General features: G+C 45.5%; 23 protein-coding genes and 2 pseudogenes. All 25 read left to right on the top strand.

Annotated elements, in window-relative coordinates:
- A pseudogene (locus PR675_RS19895) lies at positions 1-237 on the top strand (structural protein); the annotation flags it as partial.
- Between the two features lie 222 nt (positions 238-459).
- Positions 460-765, top strand: coding sequence for an Rz1-like lysis system protein LysC (gene lysC, locus PR675_RS19890; RefSeq protein WP_272582919.1), 306 nt, complete (start codon positions 460-462; stop codon positions 763-765).
- Between the two features lie 69 nt (positions 766-834).
- Positions 835-1,005, top strand: coding sequence for a hypothetical protein (locus PR675_RS19885; protein ID WP_272582918.1), 171 nt, complete (start codon positions 835-837; stop codon positions 1,003-1,005).
- Positions 1,006-1,432: 427 nt separating this feature from the next.
- A complete protein-coding gene (locus tag PR675_RS19880) occupies positions 1,433-2,113 on the top strand; it encodes a phage tail tip fiber protein (RefSeq protein WP_272582917.1) in 681 nt (226 codons plus the stop codon).
- The gene (locus tag PR675_RS19875; protein ID WP_272582916.1) at positions 2,110-2,448 is read left to right on the top strand and encodes an HNH endonuclease; all 339 of its coding nucleotides are present in this window, start codon (positions 2,110-2,112) and stop codon (positions 2,446-2,448) included. Before PR675_RS19880 ends, PR675_RS19875 begins: the two co-directional genes overlap by 4 nt.
- Before the next feature lies 1 nt (position 2,449).
- Positions 2,450-2,659, top strand: a complete 210-nt coding sequence (locus tag PR675_RS19870; protein WP_272582915.1) for a hypothetical protein — start codon at positions 2,450-2,452, stop codon at positions 2,657-2,659.
- Positions 2,660-2,782: 123 nt separating this feature from the next.
- Positions 2,783-3,250 (top strand): phage terminase small subunit P27 family, encoded by a 468-nt coding sequence (locus PR675_RS19865; RefSeq protein WP_070930003.1) that lies wholly within the window; start codon positions 2,783-2,785, stop codon positions 3,248-3,250.
- Complete coding sequence (locus PR675_RS19860; RefSeq protein ID WP_272577630.1) at positions 3,204-4,946, top strand: terminase large subunit; 1,743 nt, start codon at positions 3,204-3,206, stop codon at positions 4,944-4,946. Before PR675_RS19865 ends, PR675_RS19860 begins: the two co-directional genes overlap by 47 nt.
- Entirely contained in the window at positions 4,947-6,263 is a 1,317-nt protein-coding gene (locus PR675_RS19855; RefSeq protein WP_272582914.1) for a phage portal protein, read from the top strand.
- 5 nt (positions 6,264-6,268) lie between these two features.
- Positions 6,269-7,120: a head maturation protease, ClpP-related gene (locus tag PR675_RS19850; protein ID WP_036940627.1), complete on the top strand. Its 852-nt coding sequence runs from the start codon at positions 6,269-6,271 to the stop codon at positions 7,118-7,120.
- Between the two features lie 11 nt (positions 7,121-7,131).
- The gene (locus tag PR675_RS19845) at positions 7,132-8,346 is read left to right on the top strand and encodes a phage major capsid protein (RefSeq protein ID WP_014656489.1); all 1,215 of its coding nucleotides are present in this window, start codon (positions 7,132-7,134) and stop codon (positions 8,344-8,346) included.
- Between the two features lie 47 nt (positions 8,347-8,393).
- The gene (locus PR675_RS19840; RefSeq protein ID WP_036940624.1) at positions 8,394-8,579 is read left to right on the top strand and encodes a DUF7210 family protein; all 186 of its coding nucleotides are present in this window, start codon (positions 8,394-8,396) and stop codon (positions 8,577-8,579) included.
- On the top strand, positions 8,579-8,905 hold the full coding sequence (locus tag PR675_RS19835; protein ID WP_036940621.1) for a head-tail connector protein: 327 nt from the start codon (positions 8,579-8,581) through the stop codon (positions 8,903-8,905). Before PR675_RS19840 ends, PR675_RS19835 begins: the two co-directional genes overlap by 1 nt.
- Positions 8,906-8,914: 9 nt before the next feature.
- Positions 8,915-9,238, top strand: coding sequence for a phage head closure protein (locus PR675_RS19830; protein WP_014656486.1), 324 nt, complete (start codon positions 8,915-8,917; stop codon positions 9,236-9,238).
- On the top strand, positions 9,231-9,680 hold the full coding sequence (locus tag PR675_RS19825; RefSeq protein ID WP_272582913.1) for an HK97-gp10 family putative phage morphogenesis protein: 450 nt from the start codon (positions 9,231-9,233) through the stop codon (positions 9,678-9,680). The genes PR675_RS19830 and PR675_RS19825 overlap by 8 nt, the downstream gene beginning before the upstream one ends.
- Positions 9,677-10,009, top strand: coding sequence for a hypothetical protein (locus PR675_RS19820; RefSeq protein WP_272582912.1), 333 nt, complete (start codon positions 9,677-9,679; stop codon positions 10,007-10,009). Before PR675_RS19825 ends, PR675_RS19820 begins: the two co-directional genes overlap by 4 nt.
- A gap of 59 nt (positions 10,010-10,068) precedes the next feature.
- Complete coding sequence (locus tag PR675_RS19815) at positions 10,069-10,557, top strand: phage tail protein (protein WP_226694011.1); 489 nt, start codon at positions 10,069-10,071, stop codon at positions 10,555-10,557.
- The gene (locus tag PR675_RS19810) at positions 10,557-10,949 is read left to right on the top strand and encodes a phage tail assembly chaperone (protein WP_272582911.1); all 393 of its coding nucleotides are present in this window, start codon (positions 10,557-10,559) and stop codon (positions 10,947-10,949) included. Before PR675_RS19815 ends, PR675_RS19810 begins: the two co-directional genes overlap by 1 nt.
- A gap of 8 nt (positions 10,950-10,957) precedes the next feature.
- On the top strand, positions 10,958-11,242 hold the full coding sequence (locus tag PR675_RS19805; RefSeq protein ID WP_432693561.1) for a phage tail assembly protein T: 285 nt from the start codon (positions 10,958-10,960) through the stop codon (positions 11,240-11,242).
- Positions 11,243-11,305: 63 nt separating this feature from the next.
- Entirely contained in the window at positions 11,306-11,737 is a 432-nt protein-coding gene (locus PR675_RS19800; protein WP_196993204.1) for a hypothetical protein, read from the top strand.
- A 43-nt stretch (positions 11,738-11,780) separates the two neighbouring features.
- On the top strand, positions 11,781-15,347 hold the full coding sequence (locus PR675_RS19795; protein WP_272582910.1) for a tape measure protein: 3,567 nt from the start codon (positions 11,781-11,783) through the stop codon (positions 15,345-15,347).
- Entirely contained in the window at positions 15,344-15,811 is a 468-nt protein-coding gene (locus PR675_RS19790) for a hypothetical protein (protein ID WP_272582909.1), read from the top strand. The genes PR675_RS19795 and PR675_RS19790 overlap by 4 nt, the downstream gene beginning before the upstream one ends.
- Positions 15,808-16,308 (top strand): DUF1833 family protein, encoded by a 501-nt coding sequence (locus PR675_RS19785; RefSeq protein ID WP_272582908.1) that lies wholly within the window; start codon positions 15,808-15,810, stop codon positions 16,306-16,308. The genes PR675_RS19790 and PR675_RS19785 overlap by 4 nt, the downstream gene beginning before the upstream one ends.
- A 9-nt stretch (positions 16,309-16,317) precedes the next feature.
- Positions 16,318-16,698, top strand: a complete 381-nt coding sequence (locus PR675_RS19780) for a nitrite transporter (protein ID WP_272582907.1) — start codon at positions 16,318-16,320, stop codon at positions 16,696-16,698.
- Positions 16,695-18,023, top strand: a pseudogene (locus PR675_RS19775) (host specificity factor TipJ family phage tail protein); the annotation flags it as partial. The gene PR675_RS19780 and the pseudogene PR675_RS19775, both read left to right, overlap by 4 nt.

Here is an 18,023-nt window from a genome sequence, read left to right as displayed (position 1 = left end):
AAATACGGGTTAAAAACCGTATCAGGCTTGATTAACCGATGGGCCCCGACAAATGAAAACAACACTAGCGCATATATTAACGGTGTAGCTAAAGAGTTGGGTGTATCGACTGCTGATGTTATCAGTCTTGATGATAAGGCAACCACAATTAAACTGGCCAAGGCAATCATTCGTCATGAAAATGGCTCACAGCCATATGATGATACTACGTTCGAAAAGGCGTGGGGATTGCTGTGAAAAAGCTTATAGCTTTAGCACCGTTTGTTTGTTGGCTGTTGCTATTCATATTTGGCTTAATACTGACATATCAGATGGTCAAAGTGAGTAAAGAGAATGGAAAGCTCATTGAGCAATTATCAACAAGCCAACTGCTCAACAAAGTAACCCAATCTGCTATCACTCTTCACTATCAAATATCAATTGACAACATCAAGGCCAAGCAATTAGAGGACTCAGAGCATGTCAAAGTTAAGACTGTTATCAAAACAGTGCTCAAAGACAATGAGTGCGCTAATACTGCTGTGCCTGACGATGTTGTTAGTGAGTTGCACAAGTACAAAAGAGGTATTGGTTCCCGTTCAGCCAGTACCGATACCCGCTCAGTTAACCGCTGATTGTCCTCAGCCTGATATTCCTGAAAAAGTGGACTGGGGCGATATGCCGCGATTGCTAGTTGATGCGATGAATTCAATCGCAAAGTGCAATTTAGATAAGAAAGCCATTCGAGAGATTGAGGCAGCTAGAAATAACTCAACATTACATTAGAGAGGAGTAACAAGAATGAACAAGTCATTAGGTTAAAAATTAGTAGGTATTAGCTTTAACCCATCATCCTTGTCAGCAGTAGATGAAGCCAAGCAGAAATCAGCTGAACTTATCGATTTAGTGCATGACAGTATGCAAGGCGTGACATCAGAAGAGGCATTGATGATCCACAATGAAGCCATGCGTCGCATTATGGATGCTCAAATGTGGGCGGTAAAAGCTATCACTTGGAAGGATTGAATATACCCTCAGATTGCCGCAAGAGAAAAAAATGCCTTAGTAGCGAGAACTAAGGCAATTATGAGCTTATAACTGTTTTTGTAATTAAATGAATCCTTCAAGGAAGAGTCACTTTCACTTGGAGTTAGCGAATAATATTTTATAAAGAATTATTAATCAATTGATAGTTTGTAACTAAATACGGAAAAGAGCATACAAATTTAATTTGTTATTCAAAGAAGGCGAACTATCACCAGAGACAGCAGAGCGGTATTAATTTTATTTAATTCTGCAAATGCTATTCATTGAGTGGCATTGATAGAGTTTTATATATGTTTTTACCACAGGCGGTCTCGGAATTTACAAGATCCATATAAATAAACCTAGAATAATATTCCAAATGGCCATCAGTTAACCGCCGATGGCTTTTTCATTTATGGAGACAATCATGTCAGATAGAAAGACGATTCACTTAAAAGCATCGGTAGACACAACCGACTTAGATAAGCTGGAAGCACAACTAAAGCGCATTAAAGAGTTGATGGGTAGTGCAGGATTGAAGCAGCCAGCAAGCGTTGGGTTTGATGCTGATGTATTCCTTATTACAAACGGGCAAGTGTTTCTTAATGAAGCGTGTATTACAAAAGGAACAGTCACAAGCGCAAAAATTAATGGTGTAAAAGTTACACGAGAAGATAAGCAGCGAGAAGAAAATGTTTTTCGTGGTGATATTAAGGTTGAACCTGAATGCTCCGTTACTTTGCCTAATGTGGTCGCTAGTATTCAAGAAGCTGCAGAATTGATTAATAAATCCCAAAGCGAGTACGAAGAAACCGTGAAGCGGATTGACCAGCAATTCTGTGAGCTGCAATCACAGATAACCAATATTCAATGCTCATCAGCCGCCAGTGAGCAATCGATAGCGCAACACATTTCAGGGGTGAAACGTCAGCTTATTCAGCTAAGCAAAGAGCTTGAAGAAATGCGACTGAAAGATAGCGCCAATACGGACTCTATCATCAGCTTAAGACAAGCTATGGAGCAGCAAGAAAAGTCGATGACAGAATCTATCAAGGCGGCTATTGCGGCAGATCTGTGTCGCAGTGGTACTTTGTCGCGTGCGCTATGAAGAAGCCAAATGTTTATGGCGGTCGATGGGCGAAGGTCAGGCTTAGCTATTTAGCCAAGCATCCCTTATGTGTGATGTGCCAAGAGCAAGGGCGCGTTACTGCCGCAACCGTCGTCGACCATATCATCCCCCACAGATTGAAGGATGCGCTTGATTCAGGTAACCCTGAACAGATAGCCAAAGCTCAAAAGTTATTCTGGGATACCAACAACTACCAAAGTCTATGTGCACCACATCATAACTCCACTAAGCAACGGATGGAGAAGGGCGGTATTGTTGTCGGCTGTAGTGAGGATGGCATGCCGCTTGACCCTAATTCGCATTGGAATAAATAGCATGATCGAAACAAAGCAAGTGAAGCTATCAAAGCTTTATCGAGGCGATGCGTTTGTAGGATTTGGATTATCAGTGGATGGAGTTCTGCTGAGCAATCAAACCTTACTTCGTATAGAGCACTCAAATGGACGTCATCCACCACAAGTGACAGTTGTATTTAATTCGCATAATGATTTAACAGTAGATGCACCTGATATTCATTTGAAATAGTTTTGCGATGAAATCATAGCGGGAGGGGTGGGTAAAAAGTTCAAAACCTTTGCCCTGAATTACCGACCGTACTCATTCGTGTGCACAACCGCGAAATGAAAAGTTTTTTTCTGGGAGGTTCCGATGGCAGGAAGACGCCCGAAACCGACCCACTTGAAAGTGGTAACCGGCAATCCGGGAAAACGAAAACTCAATAGTAAAGAACCCAAACCTAAGCGTGAAATCCCAAGCCCACCTGAGCATTTAACGGATTGGGGGAAAATGGCGTGGGCAAAATTAACCCTGTTGCTCGATGGTATGGGGGTTTTGACCATCGCTGATTCCTTGGCTTTGGAAAGGCTTTGTGACATTTACGCTGATATTCTTCAGCTGCGCGACACGATAGCAATCGAAGGTCGCACTTATACAACGAAAACCCAATTGGGAGATTTTCTGATCAAAGCGCATCCAGCGGTAGCGATGTTGGCTGATGCGGATCGTCGCTTTAAAAGTTATTTAGTCGAGTTCGGTCTAACCCCGGCTGCTCGCTCAAAGGTGAAAATCGATGGTGGAGAAGAAGAGGAAGACCCGCTCAACGCGTTCTTCGGTTGACCCCGCAACGCAATATGCGCAAGACGTTAATGACGGAAAAATATTGGCTGGCCCTGATATTCGCAGTGCCTGCGCAAGACACCTTAAAGACCTGAAAGAAGCAAAACAACGCGGTTTAGTGTGGGATGTTGAAGCCGTTCAACGAGTCATAGATTTCTTTGCAAAGGTGCTAAAACTAAACGGTGGTGAACATGAAGGTAACCCTTTCATTTTGCTTCCGTGGCAATGTTTTGTGGTTGGTTCTATTTTTGGCTGGAAAATGGAAGATGGTACTCGCCGCTTTCGGATGGTTTATGTTGAGTCGGGTAAGGGATCAGGAAAGTCGCCTTTAGCGGCAGGGGTCGGTCTTTATTGTTTAATGGCTGACAGTGAGCCTCGTGCCGAAGTCTATGCCGCTGCGACAAAGAAAGATCAGGCGATGATTTTGTTTCGCGATGCTGTTGCGATGGTTGACCAATCACCCGCACTGAGTCAGCGGATCACAAAATCAGGGGGTGCAGGTAAAGAATGGAACTTAGCATTTTTAAAGGCAGGGTCATTTTTTCGGCCTATCAGTTCGGATGACGGTCAATCCGGCCCACGTCCTCACTGTGCTTTAATTGATGAAATTCATGAGCACAAAAATAACACTGCAGTAGAAATGATGCGCGCTGGTACTAAAGGTCGACGGCAGGCATTGATATTTATGATCACTAACAGTGGCCATGATAAAACCAGCGTGTGTTATGACTATCATGAGTATGGTCGAAAAGTGGCTGAAGGCTCGATTGAAGATGACAGTTTCTTTTCTTATATCTGTTCACTTGATGAAGGGGACGACCCTTTTAAAGATGAATCGTGCTGGGGAAAAGCCAACCCATCTCTAGGCTATACATTCACTGATCGTTACCTACGGGAGCAAGTGACACAAGCCCAAGGTATGCCAGCAAAAGAAAGCATTGTTCGTCGGCTTAACTTTTGCCAATGGGTTGATGCTGAAAATCCGTGGATTAACGGTGATACATGGATGAGCTGTGAGCAAGAATTCAGCTTAGAGGATTTAGAAGGGGAGGAATGTTACGGCGGGCTGGATTTGTCAGGCACGCGAGATTTAACTTCGTTAGCGCTTTACTTTCCACGCATTAAGCATCTCTATGTTGAGTTCTGGACACCGAAAGACACCTTATTAGATAGAGCCAAAACTGACCGTGTTCCTTATGATGCATGGGCTAGGAAAGGGTTTATTCACACACCACCCGGCAATGCCGTGAAGTATGAATTTATTGCTGAACGCATTGCCGAAATAACAACCATCGTGAACGTACTGGCCATTGCGTTTGACCAATATCGCATCAAATATTTGGAGCCTAAGCTAGATGAGGCAGGTGTCATTGTGCCTTTAGTTCCTCACGGGCAAGGCTATTACAAGGCGAAAGATTCTGGCTTATGGATGCCGCATTCTATTGAGTTGTTTGAAGGCCTCATTGATGATCAATCTATCATTATCCATGCAAACCCCTGTTTGCGATGGAATGCTGCCTCAGCAGTGACAGAGGCTGACCAAAAGGAAAATCGTATCTTTGCGAAAAGGCGGAGTACGGGGCGTATTGATGGTGTTGTTGCTTCAGCAATGGCAATCGGCGCATCAGAAGAGGAATACGAAGATGATGGGGATATTGAAGGTTTCTTTGATGATCCAATTATAGTGGGGATCTAAATGAGTAAAATGAAAAAGCCGGGGCGGATCAAATCGGCAATACTGAATTGGATGGGTGTTCCAATCAGCCTCACCGACGGCACCTTTTGGGCTGAATGGTCTGGAAAAAGTAGCAGTGGGAAAATTGTCACCGCGGATAATGCATTACAGCTTTCTGCCGTCTGGTCTTGCGTCCGGTTGCTGAGTGAGTCAATTTCAACATTGCCGCTAAAAATATACCAAACCAAAGACGACGGCTCTCGTGTGCTTGCTAAAGATCATCCAGCATATCGGGTGCTTTGTCGCAAGCCAAATACAGAAATGACACCGTCACGATTTATGTTAATGGTTGTGGCCAGTTTATGCTTGCGCGGTAACGCTTTTGTAGAAAAGCTCTACATTGGTTCAAAACTGGTGTCATTAAACCCGCTATTACCCCAAAACATGACCGTAAAGCGGTTGGAGAATGGAAAATTAGAGTATACCTACACCGCATCGAAAGGCGTAAAGCGAGTTATTGATTCAAAAAATATGATGCATATCAGAGGGTTCGGTATGGATGGTGTTTGCGGCATGATACCTATTCAAATTGGTAAAGATGTGATCGGAACCGCATTATCTACGGATGAGGCCGCAGGCAAAGTCTTTGAAAATGGATTGCAAACAAGTGGATTATTAACCTCCAAAACTGCATTGAAGTCTGACCAGCGTGAGCGATTGCGGAAGCATTTGACGGCATTTTCCGGTTCCAAGAATGCAGGAAAGGTCATGATTCTAGAAGCCGACCTATCATTTCAGAATGTTACAATGAATCCCGAAACGGCTCAATTGTTACAAAGTCGAGGGTTCAGTATTGAGGAAATTTGTCGCTGGTTCCGGGTGCCGCCTTTCATGGTGGGGCATGCCGATAAACAGAGCAGCTGGGCATCCAGTGTGGAAGGGATGAACATGCAGTTTCTGACCAACACCTTGCGGCCGTTACTGGTCAATATTGAGCAAGAAATCAACCGTTGCCTGCTTGATAGTGATGATGATTATTACGCTGAGTTTTCAGTTGAGGGATTGCTCCGTGCGGACAGTGCGGGTCGCGCTGCATACTACACGACGGCATTGCAAAACGGGTGGATGAGCCGAAATGACGTAAGACGGCTCGAAAACTTACCCCCCATTGAAGGGGGAGACATCTATACTGTTCAGCTCAACCTGACGCCCATTGAACAATTGGGAAAAGACACATTGCGTCATGATCCTGAACAGCTCAAGGCGCAAATCACAAATTGGTTGTTCCCTGAGGGTGCTCCCACGGTTCAACACAACTCACCTCATATCGAGGAGTAATTTAAATGAAAAAAAGTCATCTGCCAGTTGCACTGGAGGATCGCCCCTGCACATCGATTAGCTATGAGCTTAAACCCAAGGCGCTGGATAAATGGAATAGCGGTATTCGTGCCGCCAGTTCGGATAACACTATTTCGGTGTTGGATGTGATTGGTGAGGATTTTTGGGGGGAAGGCGTTACCGCTAAGCGGATTTCTGCCGCCCTCCGCGCTATCGGAAACCAAGATGTTGTTGTCAACATCAATAGCCCGGGTGGGGATATGTTTGAAGGATTGGCCATCTATAACCTGCTTCGTGCACACAATGGTAAAGTCACCGTTAACATTCTCGGTATTGCAGCCTCAGCCGCTTCTGTTATTGCCATGGCGGGCGATGAAATCAGAATGGGGCGTGGTGCTTTTTTGATGATCCATAACTGCTGGGCTGTGGGGGTCGGCAATCGCCATGACTTTGCGAAGTTGGCGAATGATCTGGCTCCTTTCGATAAATCCATGTCGGATATCTACGTTGCGCGTAGCGGTCTGCCAGAAGAGACCATCAGCCAGATGATGGATAACGAAACCTATATTGGTGCGAATGATGCGATTGAGAAAGGCTTTGCCGATAGCCTGCTCGCTGCCGATGCTATGGATGATGGCGATGAAAGCCCACAAGCGGCTATCCGTAAATTAGATGCCTTACTGGCTAAAGCTAAAACACCACGCTCTGAACGGCGAAGGCTCATCAGTGCGTTAACACGAAGTATGCCGAGCGCTACTTCAGATCCTCACGGTATGCCAAGCGCTACCACTGACATTAATCCCGAAACGCTTTCTGAATTGGAAAAGGCAGTCAATGCTTTTGCCACTGTTAACTAATTGGAGACACTATGTCTGATACAAATGAATTACTGAAAAACCTGTCGGCTAAAATTGAAGAAGCCAACGGTAAATTTAATGCTAAAGCCGAAGAAGCGCTAAAAGAAGCGCAAAAAGTAGGCAGCCTTAGCGCGGAAACTAAGGCCGCGGTCGACAAGATGGCGACAGAGCTCAATGCGCTGCGTGAGTCTGAAAAAACACTGAAAGCTTCCTTAGGCGAGTTAGAGCAACATGTCGCTCAAATGCCGCTAGGTAACGCGGTTCAGGCTGCAAAAAGTATCGGTCAGCAAGTCATTTCAGCCGACGTGTTGAAAGATATTAATTCCAGCATTCAGGGCAACAAGCGAATTTCGGTTCCCGTTCAGGCTGCATTGACCTCGGTTGATGTTGCAGAAGGCGTGGTTGAGCCGCAACGCTTACCGGGAATTGATGTTGCGCCGAAACAACGCTTATTCATTCGCGATTTAATTGCTTCTGGGAAGACAACCTCACCGGCCATTTTCTGGGTGCAACAAACGGGATTTACTAACGCGGCTACCGTGGTGCCGGAAAATACCACCAAGCCGTACAGCGACATTCAGTTTGCAACCAAAATTACGCCGGTCACGACGATTGCACATATGTTCAAGGCGTCTAAGCAGATCTTGGATGACTTTGCACAGTTGCAGTCATTGGTGGATGCTGAAATGCGTTACGGCTTGAAGTTTGTCGAAGAGCAAGAAATTTTGTTCGGTGACGGCTCTGGCGCGCATTTGCACGGTATCATCCCGCAGGCGTCTAAGTTCAAGGCGGAGTTTGAAGTCGATAAACAAAACGGCATTGATGATTTGCGTTTGGCTATGCTGCAAGCACAGTTAGCGCGTTTCCCAGCAACAGGGCACGTTCTGCACTTCATCGACTGGGCGAAGATTGAACTGCTGAAAGATTCACTGGGTCGCTACATTCTGGCGAATCCGTCGGCATTAACAGGGCCAACGTTATGGGGCTTGCCCGTCGTGGTCACGGAAACTGCCGCATTTAAAGGTAAGTTCTTAACCGGTGCCTTCAACGCGGGCGCTCAGCTTTTTGACCGCGAAGAAACCAACGTGGTGATTTCAACTGAAAACGCGGATGACTTTGAGAAAAACATGATCTCTATCCGTTGTGAAGAGCGTTTGGCATTAGCCGTGAAGCGTCCAGAGGCGTTTGTTTACGGCGATTTTACAGCGCCTGCGTCGGGTGAGTAATCCACTTAGGCGGCCTTTGCGGTCGCCTTTCTTTTGGGAGCATCGAAATGAAACTAAAGCTATTGCGCCCCATTTGCTTTGGCGGTGGCGTGGCCGTTGAAGGTGATGAAATTGAGACAACTGAGCAGCATGGGCGTGAATTGATCCAAAAAGGCTATGCCTCTGACAGTGTTGTCAATCACACTACTGGACAGTCGAGCACAAAGCAAACGAAGGCGAAAAAGGAGAAATAATGCTTTCTCTTGAACTCGTTAAAGCGCATTGCAATATCGAGGCTGATTTTACTGATGATGATAAGTTACTGGCTGTTTATACAGCGGCTGCCGTGAAGTATGTCGAAAACTACACGCGGCGGAAATTGTATGAAAGCGAATCATCTACCGGTTATCAGGACGATCCCGAACCATTACTGCTAAGTGATGATGTCAAAAACGCCATGCTATTACTGATTGGTCAATGGTATGCCAATCGGGAAAATGCGGTGATTGGGTCGTCTTTCTCATCCCAGCCTCTCGCGGTTAGCGCGCTACTTCAACCTTACCGTATTTATGGTTTATAAGGAGGCGGGATGCAAGCAGGGCGATTACGACACAAAGTCACCTTTCAGAAAAACAATCCTGTTGAATTACCGTCAGGCACTTATGTGGATAACTGGCAAGATATTGCCTCGGTTCGGGCGGAAGTGAGAATGATTAGCGGTCGCGAGTTACTGGCCGCGGATGCAGAGATGGCCGAAGTGACGGTGCGTGTTTGGTTGCGCTATCGACCGGATATTACTCCTGCATGCCGCATGGTTTACCGCGGCTTAAATTACGACATCCAATCGGTGATCCCTGATGTTAAATTCACACGTCTTGAGTTGTTGTGCAAGCAAGGAGTTTCTGATGGTTGACATGAGTATAGATTTTGGTGGTCTACTTGATATTTCCAAAGATCTGGAATTACTCAGCCAAGCGGAAAGCAACAAGGTGTTGCGACAAGCGGCTTATGCTGCTGCCGGTGTGTTGCGTGATGAAGCGAGAGCAAAAGCCCCAAAACGCACGGGTAAGCTGGCAAAAAACATTGTTGCGGGTAATCAGCGTAGCCGCCAACGTGGTGAGGTTTCGGCTGGGGTCTATGTTCGTGGCAGCAATAAAGAAGGCACAAACAGTGATAATAAGATGAAAGCGGATGATCCGCGCAATTCTTACTATTGGCGCTTCCTTGAAGAGGGGACATCAAAAATGCCCCCACATCCATTTATTCGTCCTGCATTTGATAGCAAGGCTGATGAAGCGGCAGAGTTTGCGATCAGTAAGTTAAATCAGGCCATTGATGAGGTGCTGCGACGATGATAGAAGATGATATCGTTCCTTTGTTAAAGTCCGTATTGCCAGATAAAGTCTTTTCTTATGTGGTGCCTGCCACGGTTAAGGTTTCAGCGCCTTGGTGTGTTTTATCTACCTATGATATCCCAAACGATGTTCTTAGTGGTCAAGCGGAAACCATGACCAACATTCAAATTGATATTTACGCAAACGTACTGAATGAAGCGCGGATCATTCGTGATGGTATACGGCAAGCTATCAAAGTATTGGGTCCTACATCAATAACGGAACGACAATCTTATGAATCAGACACTAAGCTGTTTCGTGCCACCCTAGAGTGCCAAGTCTGGCAATAACCTCAAATTACCCTCACAAGCTGCTTCGGCAGCTTTTTTTATGTCTATAGGAAACTGATATGACGAGTAAACATGAAAAAACGCAAGGTACCAAAATCAGTGTTTCTAAATTGGCGGCAACAGATATTACTGCAGTCGAAACAGATTCGTTGCCGATTGATTGCACAACAAAAGAAGTTAGTTTTACAGGTGGACAGAAGGCGGACATTGATGTCACTACGTTCTGTTCAACGGAGCAAGAAAATATAAACGGCCTTGCAGCACCCGCAGAAGTGACTATTGGGGGTAACTTTGCGGTTGATGAGGGGCAGGATGTATTACGTCAAGCTTATGATGACGATACTATTCATGCTTTTAAAGTGGTATTTCCGTCAGGTAATGGATTTGCATTTCTTGCAGAGGTTCGCCAAAACAGCTGGTCAGCGGCAACAAATGGTGTTGTCAGTGCCTCATTTACCCTTCGTCTTAAAGGCAAGCCAACGCCATTGGTGAAAGGGAAGGCAGTGGCTCCAGCAACACAATCCCAAACAACAGGGGGTGGTAAATAATGGACAAAGTTAAAAAGTTTAATTTGCGTGATTTAGCCCTCAGTGCAGAGCGTTCATTTCGCACAAAAGAAATCGTTATTCCCGAATGGGATGATGCAGAGGTTATTATTCGTGAGCCCTCTATCAAGGCTCGCATGGATCATCAAGCATTGCTAGATAGCGCTGGAGAAAAAGAGCTTTCAGCGATTGAGCAAACGGAGCTCAACCTCAAGGCCGATGTTATTTTGCTCATTGATGTACTTCTTGATAAAGATAAAGAGCCAGTATTTAAACTCAGTGATAGTGACGAGGTATTTAAAACTTATGGTCCTGTCCACTCTCGCATATTAAATGCGGCTTTTGAGCTAACTATGACGGCAGAAATTGCGAAAAAAAAGTTAGAAACCCCTTAATTAACTTCATGATGACGTTAGCTCTCAGGCTTGGAAAAACACTTGATGAGCTAGCGTCAAGTATGAGTATGAGTGAGCTTCAGATGTGGCTTGAGTATGATGCAATCAGTCCGATAGGAGATCACCGCAGTGATATTCATGCCGCTCTAATTTCTTCGGTTGTTCTCAACTCACAGGGTGTAAAAGCCACTGTTGCCGATATGCTGCCCATTTGGAGTTCGGATGAGCAAGTAGAGGCTTCAAATGATGACGTAAGTAGTTTTGAGTCGTTTTTAAGCAATCTAGCACAATGATCTAAGTAGCAGTGAGGTCAGTGATTTTGTATAGTAGCCCTATATCTATTACAGGGCGTCATTATGAAAAAACTGATTGTTACTGCTGTCTTGGCATCTTCATTTTTACTTTTTGGGTGTGGAGATCCAAACCAAGAGATTATTGATAAAGTTACAAAGCACATTGAATCCCGCAAGGATATGTTTCCGTATAAGTTAGAATTCAAAGACTTAACTTTCATCCCTGATACCCCTAAAAACTCAGATAATGGAACGTTATGTGGTGAGATAAAACTGTCTCAAAAGTCCAGCATAAAACCAGATGAACGACCTTATATGTATTTTTCAAATATGAGTGACGAGATTAAGCAAGTTGTAGGTAGTAATGAATATTTTAAATTTGAATACACTTTTAAGCCAGATTCCGGTGATTCGAAGGAAATTGCATCGTTAAGACTCATTTATCCCTATGACCAACTGGGGCTTGATATGTGGCAACGGATTTGCAACAGGTAACATGACCGCTTCGGCGGTTTTTTTTGTTTATGGAGACCGCAAAGTGGCAAAGTTACGTGAATTAATTATAAAGATATCTGCAAATTCCAGCAGTTATCAATCCGAATTGGCGAGAATGTCTCGTCTCAGCAACGATTATTACAAAAACATGGGAGCCAGTGGGCGTCGGTATCAACAGAGCCTTCGCGCGCAACAGAATGCACTTGCTGACATTAATAAGCAACTAAGCACCGTCACCATGACCGCAAAAGGGATGGCAGGTGCTATGGCGGGTTTTTTCTCTGTCTCCGCCATAGTTTCCACGGTAGATGAATGGGGGCAAATGGCAGCCCGTATCAAGATGGCACTAAAGTCTGTGGAAGGTAGTACAAATCAATATGAAAACTTGCAAAATCGTTTTTTAGAGATTAGCAATCGAAACGGTAAGAACATTGAAGACACACAGTTAATGTATGTCACTGCAGCAAAGTCAATGCAGGAGTTAGGTTTTAGCACCGCACAAACCATTGACCTTGTCGAATCCATGTCATCCTCGTTCACCGCAAATGCGACCAGTGTCAATGCAACACAATCCGCAATATCCGCATTTGGTAAAGCTATGATTGCTGGAAAGGTGGCTGGGGATAACTGGAACGCCATTATGAACGCCACTCCGACCATTTTAGGGGATATTGCTGCTGAGCTTCAAAGAACCAATGGCGGAATAAAAGTTACGGAAACCGCAGTAAAAAAACTGGGGGCGGATGGTGCCATCTCATTTAAGCTATTAGCAGACTCCATTATTAATGCTAAAAATGCGAATAATGAGCTGGCTAACTCAATGGATAACACGGTCACCGATGGGTTCACGCGAGTGGCGAACTCAGCTAAAAAATATTTTGGTGAAGCCAATAGCGGGATCGGTGTCACTCGTTCTATGTCTGCTGCGTTAGCTACGGTCAGTGATAACTTTGATAAAGTGGCGGATGCTGGACTTTTATTGATTGGTGTTGGTGTTACTCGGTATTTATCTGGATTAACAACAAGCGCCTTTGCAGCAACAGGCGCACTGATTAACTCCGCTAAAGCAGAGGTGACTCTTGCAGCCGCTCAGGTCAACACTACAAAAACAACAGTGATGGAACAGAAGGCGAAGGTTGCGTCAGCGGCCGCAGCTTTGGCTCATGCTAGAAGTTCTGTTGTGCAAGGTGCCCAATTAGAAAAAGTGGCTTTAGCGGAAGCCAAAGTCACCACCGCCCAGAATAAACTCAACATTGCTATGGCAACAGGCTCAAACAGAGCTATTTTGAGCGCTAAAGCAAAATTAGATAAAGCAAAAGCGTCACTTGCAGCAGCCAAGGCGACAGATGCAGAAGCTGCAGCAGAAAAACGCCTAAATGCCGAAAAAGCCAAACTTGCAAATGATATCTCGAATAATCGAGATGCAAGACGAAATTTAAACCGCACAACATCGGTTATTGGCGCAGCGGGGCGTGGGTTAAAAGGCATAGTAGCGCTGGCGGGTGGCTTGCCCGGCATTCTCATGCTATCGGCTGGCGCGTGGTATATGTACAAGCAGAACCAAGAAGAAGCACATCGCGCCTCCCTTGAGTATGCAAAAACGTTAGATGATATTGCAGCCCGCACGAAAAAAATGTCTCTAAATGAGTCATTAGATGAGGGCAGGAAAACCAAAGATGCACTAAAAGCTCAAACAGAAGAGATAGAAGAACTTAACAGGCAGATCATACAGACAAAAAACAATATCCAGAAAATGCACGATGTGCTAGCAAGCCATGGAAGCACAATGGCTAGTGAAAATAAAGCAGATTACTATAAGCAGATCCAGAAGCTAACAATTGATGTTGCAGCCGCTGAGCAAACATTGATAGAAAAAGAACAAGAGCGCGGGAAAACTATCAGTGTTCTTAATGGGTTGACGGTTCAGACGGTCAAGGCATTCCATGAATTAAACACGGCAAAAAATCAAAAGCTAGCCGTGATGGGGAGAGAAATAGCCCAAGAATCTGAGTTTAATAGATTACTTTCACTCGGTAACAACTTACTGTCTAGTCGTCAGTTATTGACACAATCGCCGATGTTAGTGGGCAACCGGCCAGAATTAAATGATCAGCAGAGGCAGATGCTATGGAGTGCTGAACAGGAGCGTATTCTTGCTGGTATGAAGCAGCGAGATCAGGTTGAGCAGCGAGCCATTTGGGAGGCGGAAAGTACATTTTCTAATGACGAGCACAAAAAACAGTATATTAGCGACAAGCTGAAAGCTTTTGATGAACGCGAGCGAATGAGTAAATCGCTTAAATCAGGCGGTGCTGAGATGAAAGAGTCTGAGCGGATCGCCGAACGGTATCGTGACAAAATAGCAGACCTTAGTGTTGCTATCGCTGTACAAAAAGAACGAGCGGAAAAAGGCGAAAAAGCAGCTGCGCTATATGCAGCTGCTAATGAAGTTGGCTCCAAGTGGACAACCGAACAACGTAAATCTATCCAATCCTCAGCGGTTGAACTGGCGAAGTGGACTGAAAAAGCCGATGAAGCGGTGCGAAAACAGCGTGAAATGGCGGATGCGCTTAAAGACCTAAATGATGCTACTCGTAAATTTCAAGATGATACTGAGCTAGCAAAAGGCTCTCGGGGAATGGGGAGTCGAGAAAAGAATAAGTTTGAAGAGCGCCAACAGGTAGAGCGTGTGTTTAGTAAAACCGACCAAGGTAAGGATGCCATTATTGCAAGGCAGCAAGCACTTGATGCATTAGAGAAAAAATATCGTGAAGCGGAAGATGCAGAAAGGGACTGGCTGGCGGGCACCAGTTCGGCGTTAGTCGATTGGATGGATCAGGCGAAAAATCATAGTCAAATGGCATATGATTCAATCACTAGCATAGCCGACTCGACAACATCATCCATTAGTGAAACGTTAAAAGGCCTTGCAAATGGCACCAAGAATCTAGGTGGCGCAGTGAGTTCAGTCATTAGCGATATAGGTCAATCCTCGCTAAGTATGCTGACTGATATGACGGCTAAATGGTTGGTTTATCAAGGTGTTCAGTTAGCTGTTGGGAAAACGACTCAAGCCTCTGCAGGTACCTCTTTATTCACCAATGCTCAAGCCATGGCGAAGTTAGCTGCATTAAATGCCTACGCATCAACAGCCGCCATCCCGTTAGTCGGTCCTGCAATGGCGCCGATTGCGGCAGCGAGTGCATCAGCCTTTGCCGAGCCAATGGCTGCGGGGATCGGTGCGTTGTCATTATCAGGTATGGCGCATGATGGTTTGGATAAAGTACCTGAAACGGGAACATGGTTATTACAAAAGGGTGAGCGTGTTGTCACTTCTCAAACCTCGGCAAAACTCGATGCAACCTTGGAGCGTGTGCGCAATGAACGTAATGAGCAACAAGCGATGCAAGGTAGCATTAACCCTGAAATCAATATTCATAACTCGTTTTCAGGCAAGCCCGATGACGCCACATTGCAAGCCATTGAAGCAAGCAATAAGCGGCTAGCTAAGCAAATCAAGGATGAATTAACTAGCGAAATCATCAAGCCACAAACCAATTTTGGGAAAACGCTTCACTATATGTACCCGAATCGGAGTTCCATTAAATGAGTGAAATTTATTACCCTCATGATTTTTTGCCATTACCGTTAGCGGAAGGGTACGGGTTTAAGCCCATATCGCCACTTCGCCGAACGCAATTAAGCTCAGGCCGCGCAAGGCAGCGGCGAATTTATACCTCAACCCCGACAAACACCACGGTACAGTGGCTGTTTCCTAAACCGCAACAGGCGCAATTGTTTGAAGCGTGGTACCGCGATGCGCTAACGGATGGTGCAGCGTGGTTTATGATGCAGCTAAAAAGTCCGCTTGGGTGTCATGAGTGGGTTAAGTGTCGGTTTACGGATATTTATGATGGCCCCCATTTAGAAATGCCAAATTACTGGCGGTTTTCTGCAACGTTAGAGTTGTGGGAAAAGCCGTTGTTACCTAAAGATTACGGTTTATTCCCTGATATCGTTGTTAACGCCGATATTCTCGATATTGCATTAAACAGAGAGTGGCCAGAAGCATGACAATATTAAATCGACTGTATGCCTCGGGTGGTTCAGAGGTGGAAATTGAAACCTTGCAAATCAGGGTGAACGGTGAGGATTACTGGCTAACTAAGGGATGGGAGGACATTGAGGCAAAATTAGAGGATGGGCGTCTAGTGACATTTATTGCGTGCGGGATGGATATTGCGCTACCGGCACGCAATGAAGATGGTACCCAAGACCTCAAGTTTGCGATCAGTAATATTGACGGCATTGTGTCAGGTGCAATACGGGAAGCAATTGACAAGTACAATGAAAATCCTAATGGCACATTGGCAGAGGTCACTTATCGTCAATACCTTGATATTGATCTCACCGCACCGAGTAAGCCGCCTTTCACACTAACCGTTAAATCAGGGCAATGGACGTGGGCTGATGTACAGATCACCGCAGGTTACATGAATATTCTTGATACCGCGTGGCCTCGTCATCGTTATAACCTCGCCGAGCACGCAGGGCTTCGTTACCTCTCTTAAGGGCATTCTATGTTTAACATTGATAAATACCGTTCTGTCACTTGGCAGAAGGGCGGACGAGCTTATCCTTATTTAGACTGTTACGGCATTGTTCACGAAATCCGACAAGATTTAAATTTACCTGCATGGCCAGTTTTTGAGGGGATAACTAAAGACAATAACGGGTTGGACAAAGAGGCCAAGTTGCTGGCGAAAACCGTCAACCGTTGCGATCCGGTACAAGGGGCAGTCGCTGCCTGTTATACCAGTAGCATGATCACCCATGTGGCCATTGTTGTGGAGATTAACGGATTACTGCATGCCGTTGAGTGCAACCCGAAATCTAATGTCACCATTTTACCTTTATCTCGATTTGAGCGACGATTTTCGCATGTGGAGTATTACCAGTGACCATTCGAATTTATCCTTCACGCCTACAAGGTGAGCCGCTAGAAACTCACCAACACGGCAATCTGAGCTTGCACCAGTGGTTAACGGAGAAGGTGAACGGGTATCATAATGAAGATACTCAACCGATCAGTATTGACGTTAACGGCTTCCACATTCATCCGAATGATTGGCCACTCACGGTTATTCGCGCTGAAGATGATGTAAAAATTTATCCCGTTCCATTTGGTCTTGAAGCTGCAACTATCGGCTGGATTGCGGTGGGGATCGCCGTAGCAACAGCCGCATATTCTATCTTTATGATGCGCAATATTGATGTGGGCGGCTATTCATCATCAGGTAATGGCGACCAACTTGAGTTAAACCCCGCGAAAGCCAATAGCGCTAAACTAGGCGACCCCATCCGTGAGGTATTTGGGCGATTTCGTGTGTTTCCCGACTATCTTGTTCAGCCCATTAGCCGGTTCGATAAAGCGGACCCGAAAATATACCGTACGCAAATGTTCCTGTGTGTGGGGCGTGGCAATTTTGCGATTAATGCGTCTAACATCAAAATCGGCAATACCCCAATTTCCTCCTTTGGCGACGATGTCAGTTATGCGATTTATCAGCCAGGTGTTGATGTGACGGGGGATGTTCGTACCGAAAATTGGTATAACTCCACGGAAGTCGGTACCACCACAGCAGGTACCACGGGGCTTGATTTGAGTTCCAGTGCGCCAAAAAGTGTCAGTGTGAATGCTGAAGCGGTGGTCGTTTCGGGGTCCTCGATTTCGATGATCAACACCGAATCCAGCGACGAAGAAACACCGAATGACTCAACTATCCCTGCCTCATGGGAAGTCGGGTCTATTATCACGATTGAAGCCCCTGACACGTTTACGGTAAAAACGGAAAATAGCCACAGTGTGATTTATGGTGATATGAGTGAGCTGGCTCCGTATGTCGGTCAACCTATTACACTTGTGTTCAATGACAATCACTATGATTTGTTTGTGAAAAGTTACGCGCCACGTCAGCCAGCCGTGCCTGGGGTTGGAGGGGTTGCCGCCTCGATTGAAGCCAGTGGATCACCCCGTACCTATGATTTCACGTTAGAGCCTGAAACTTTCACAATAAGCTGGCAGGGGGGGGTGTATTACATCTCGCTCTTAACCGATTATGTGACCATGAGTGGCTTAGTCAATACCATCACGACTCAGCTTGTGGGGTCGGGTTTGGTGGCACAGGATGTTTCAGGGCGTATGGTGATCACAGAAGGTGCGAGTCCTTATATTGGCGGTAATATCCTTGCATCCTCTTTACCTGATTCTGTATTCGGTGCCGAA

Source organism: Providencia sp. PROV261, assembly GCF_028477945.1.
Lineage (GTDB): Bacteria > Pseudomonadota > Gammaproteobacteria > Enterobacterales > Enterobacteriaceae > Providencia > Providencia stuartii.
The sequence above is the reverse complement of the archived record's forward strand: the minus strand, read 5'-3'. Positions and strand labels throughout refer to the sequence as shown.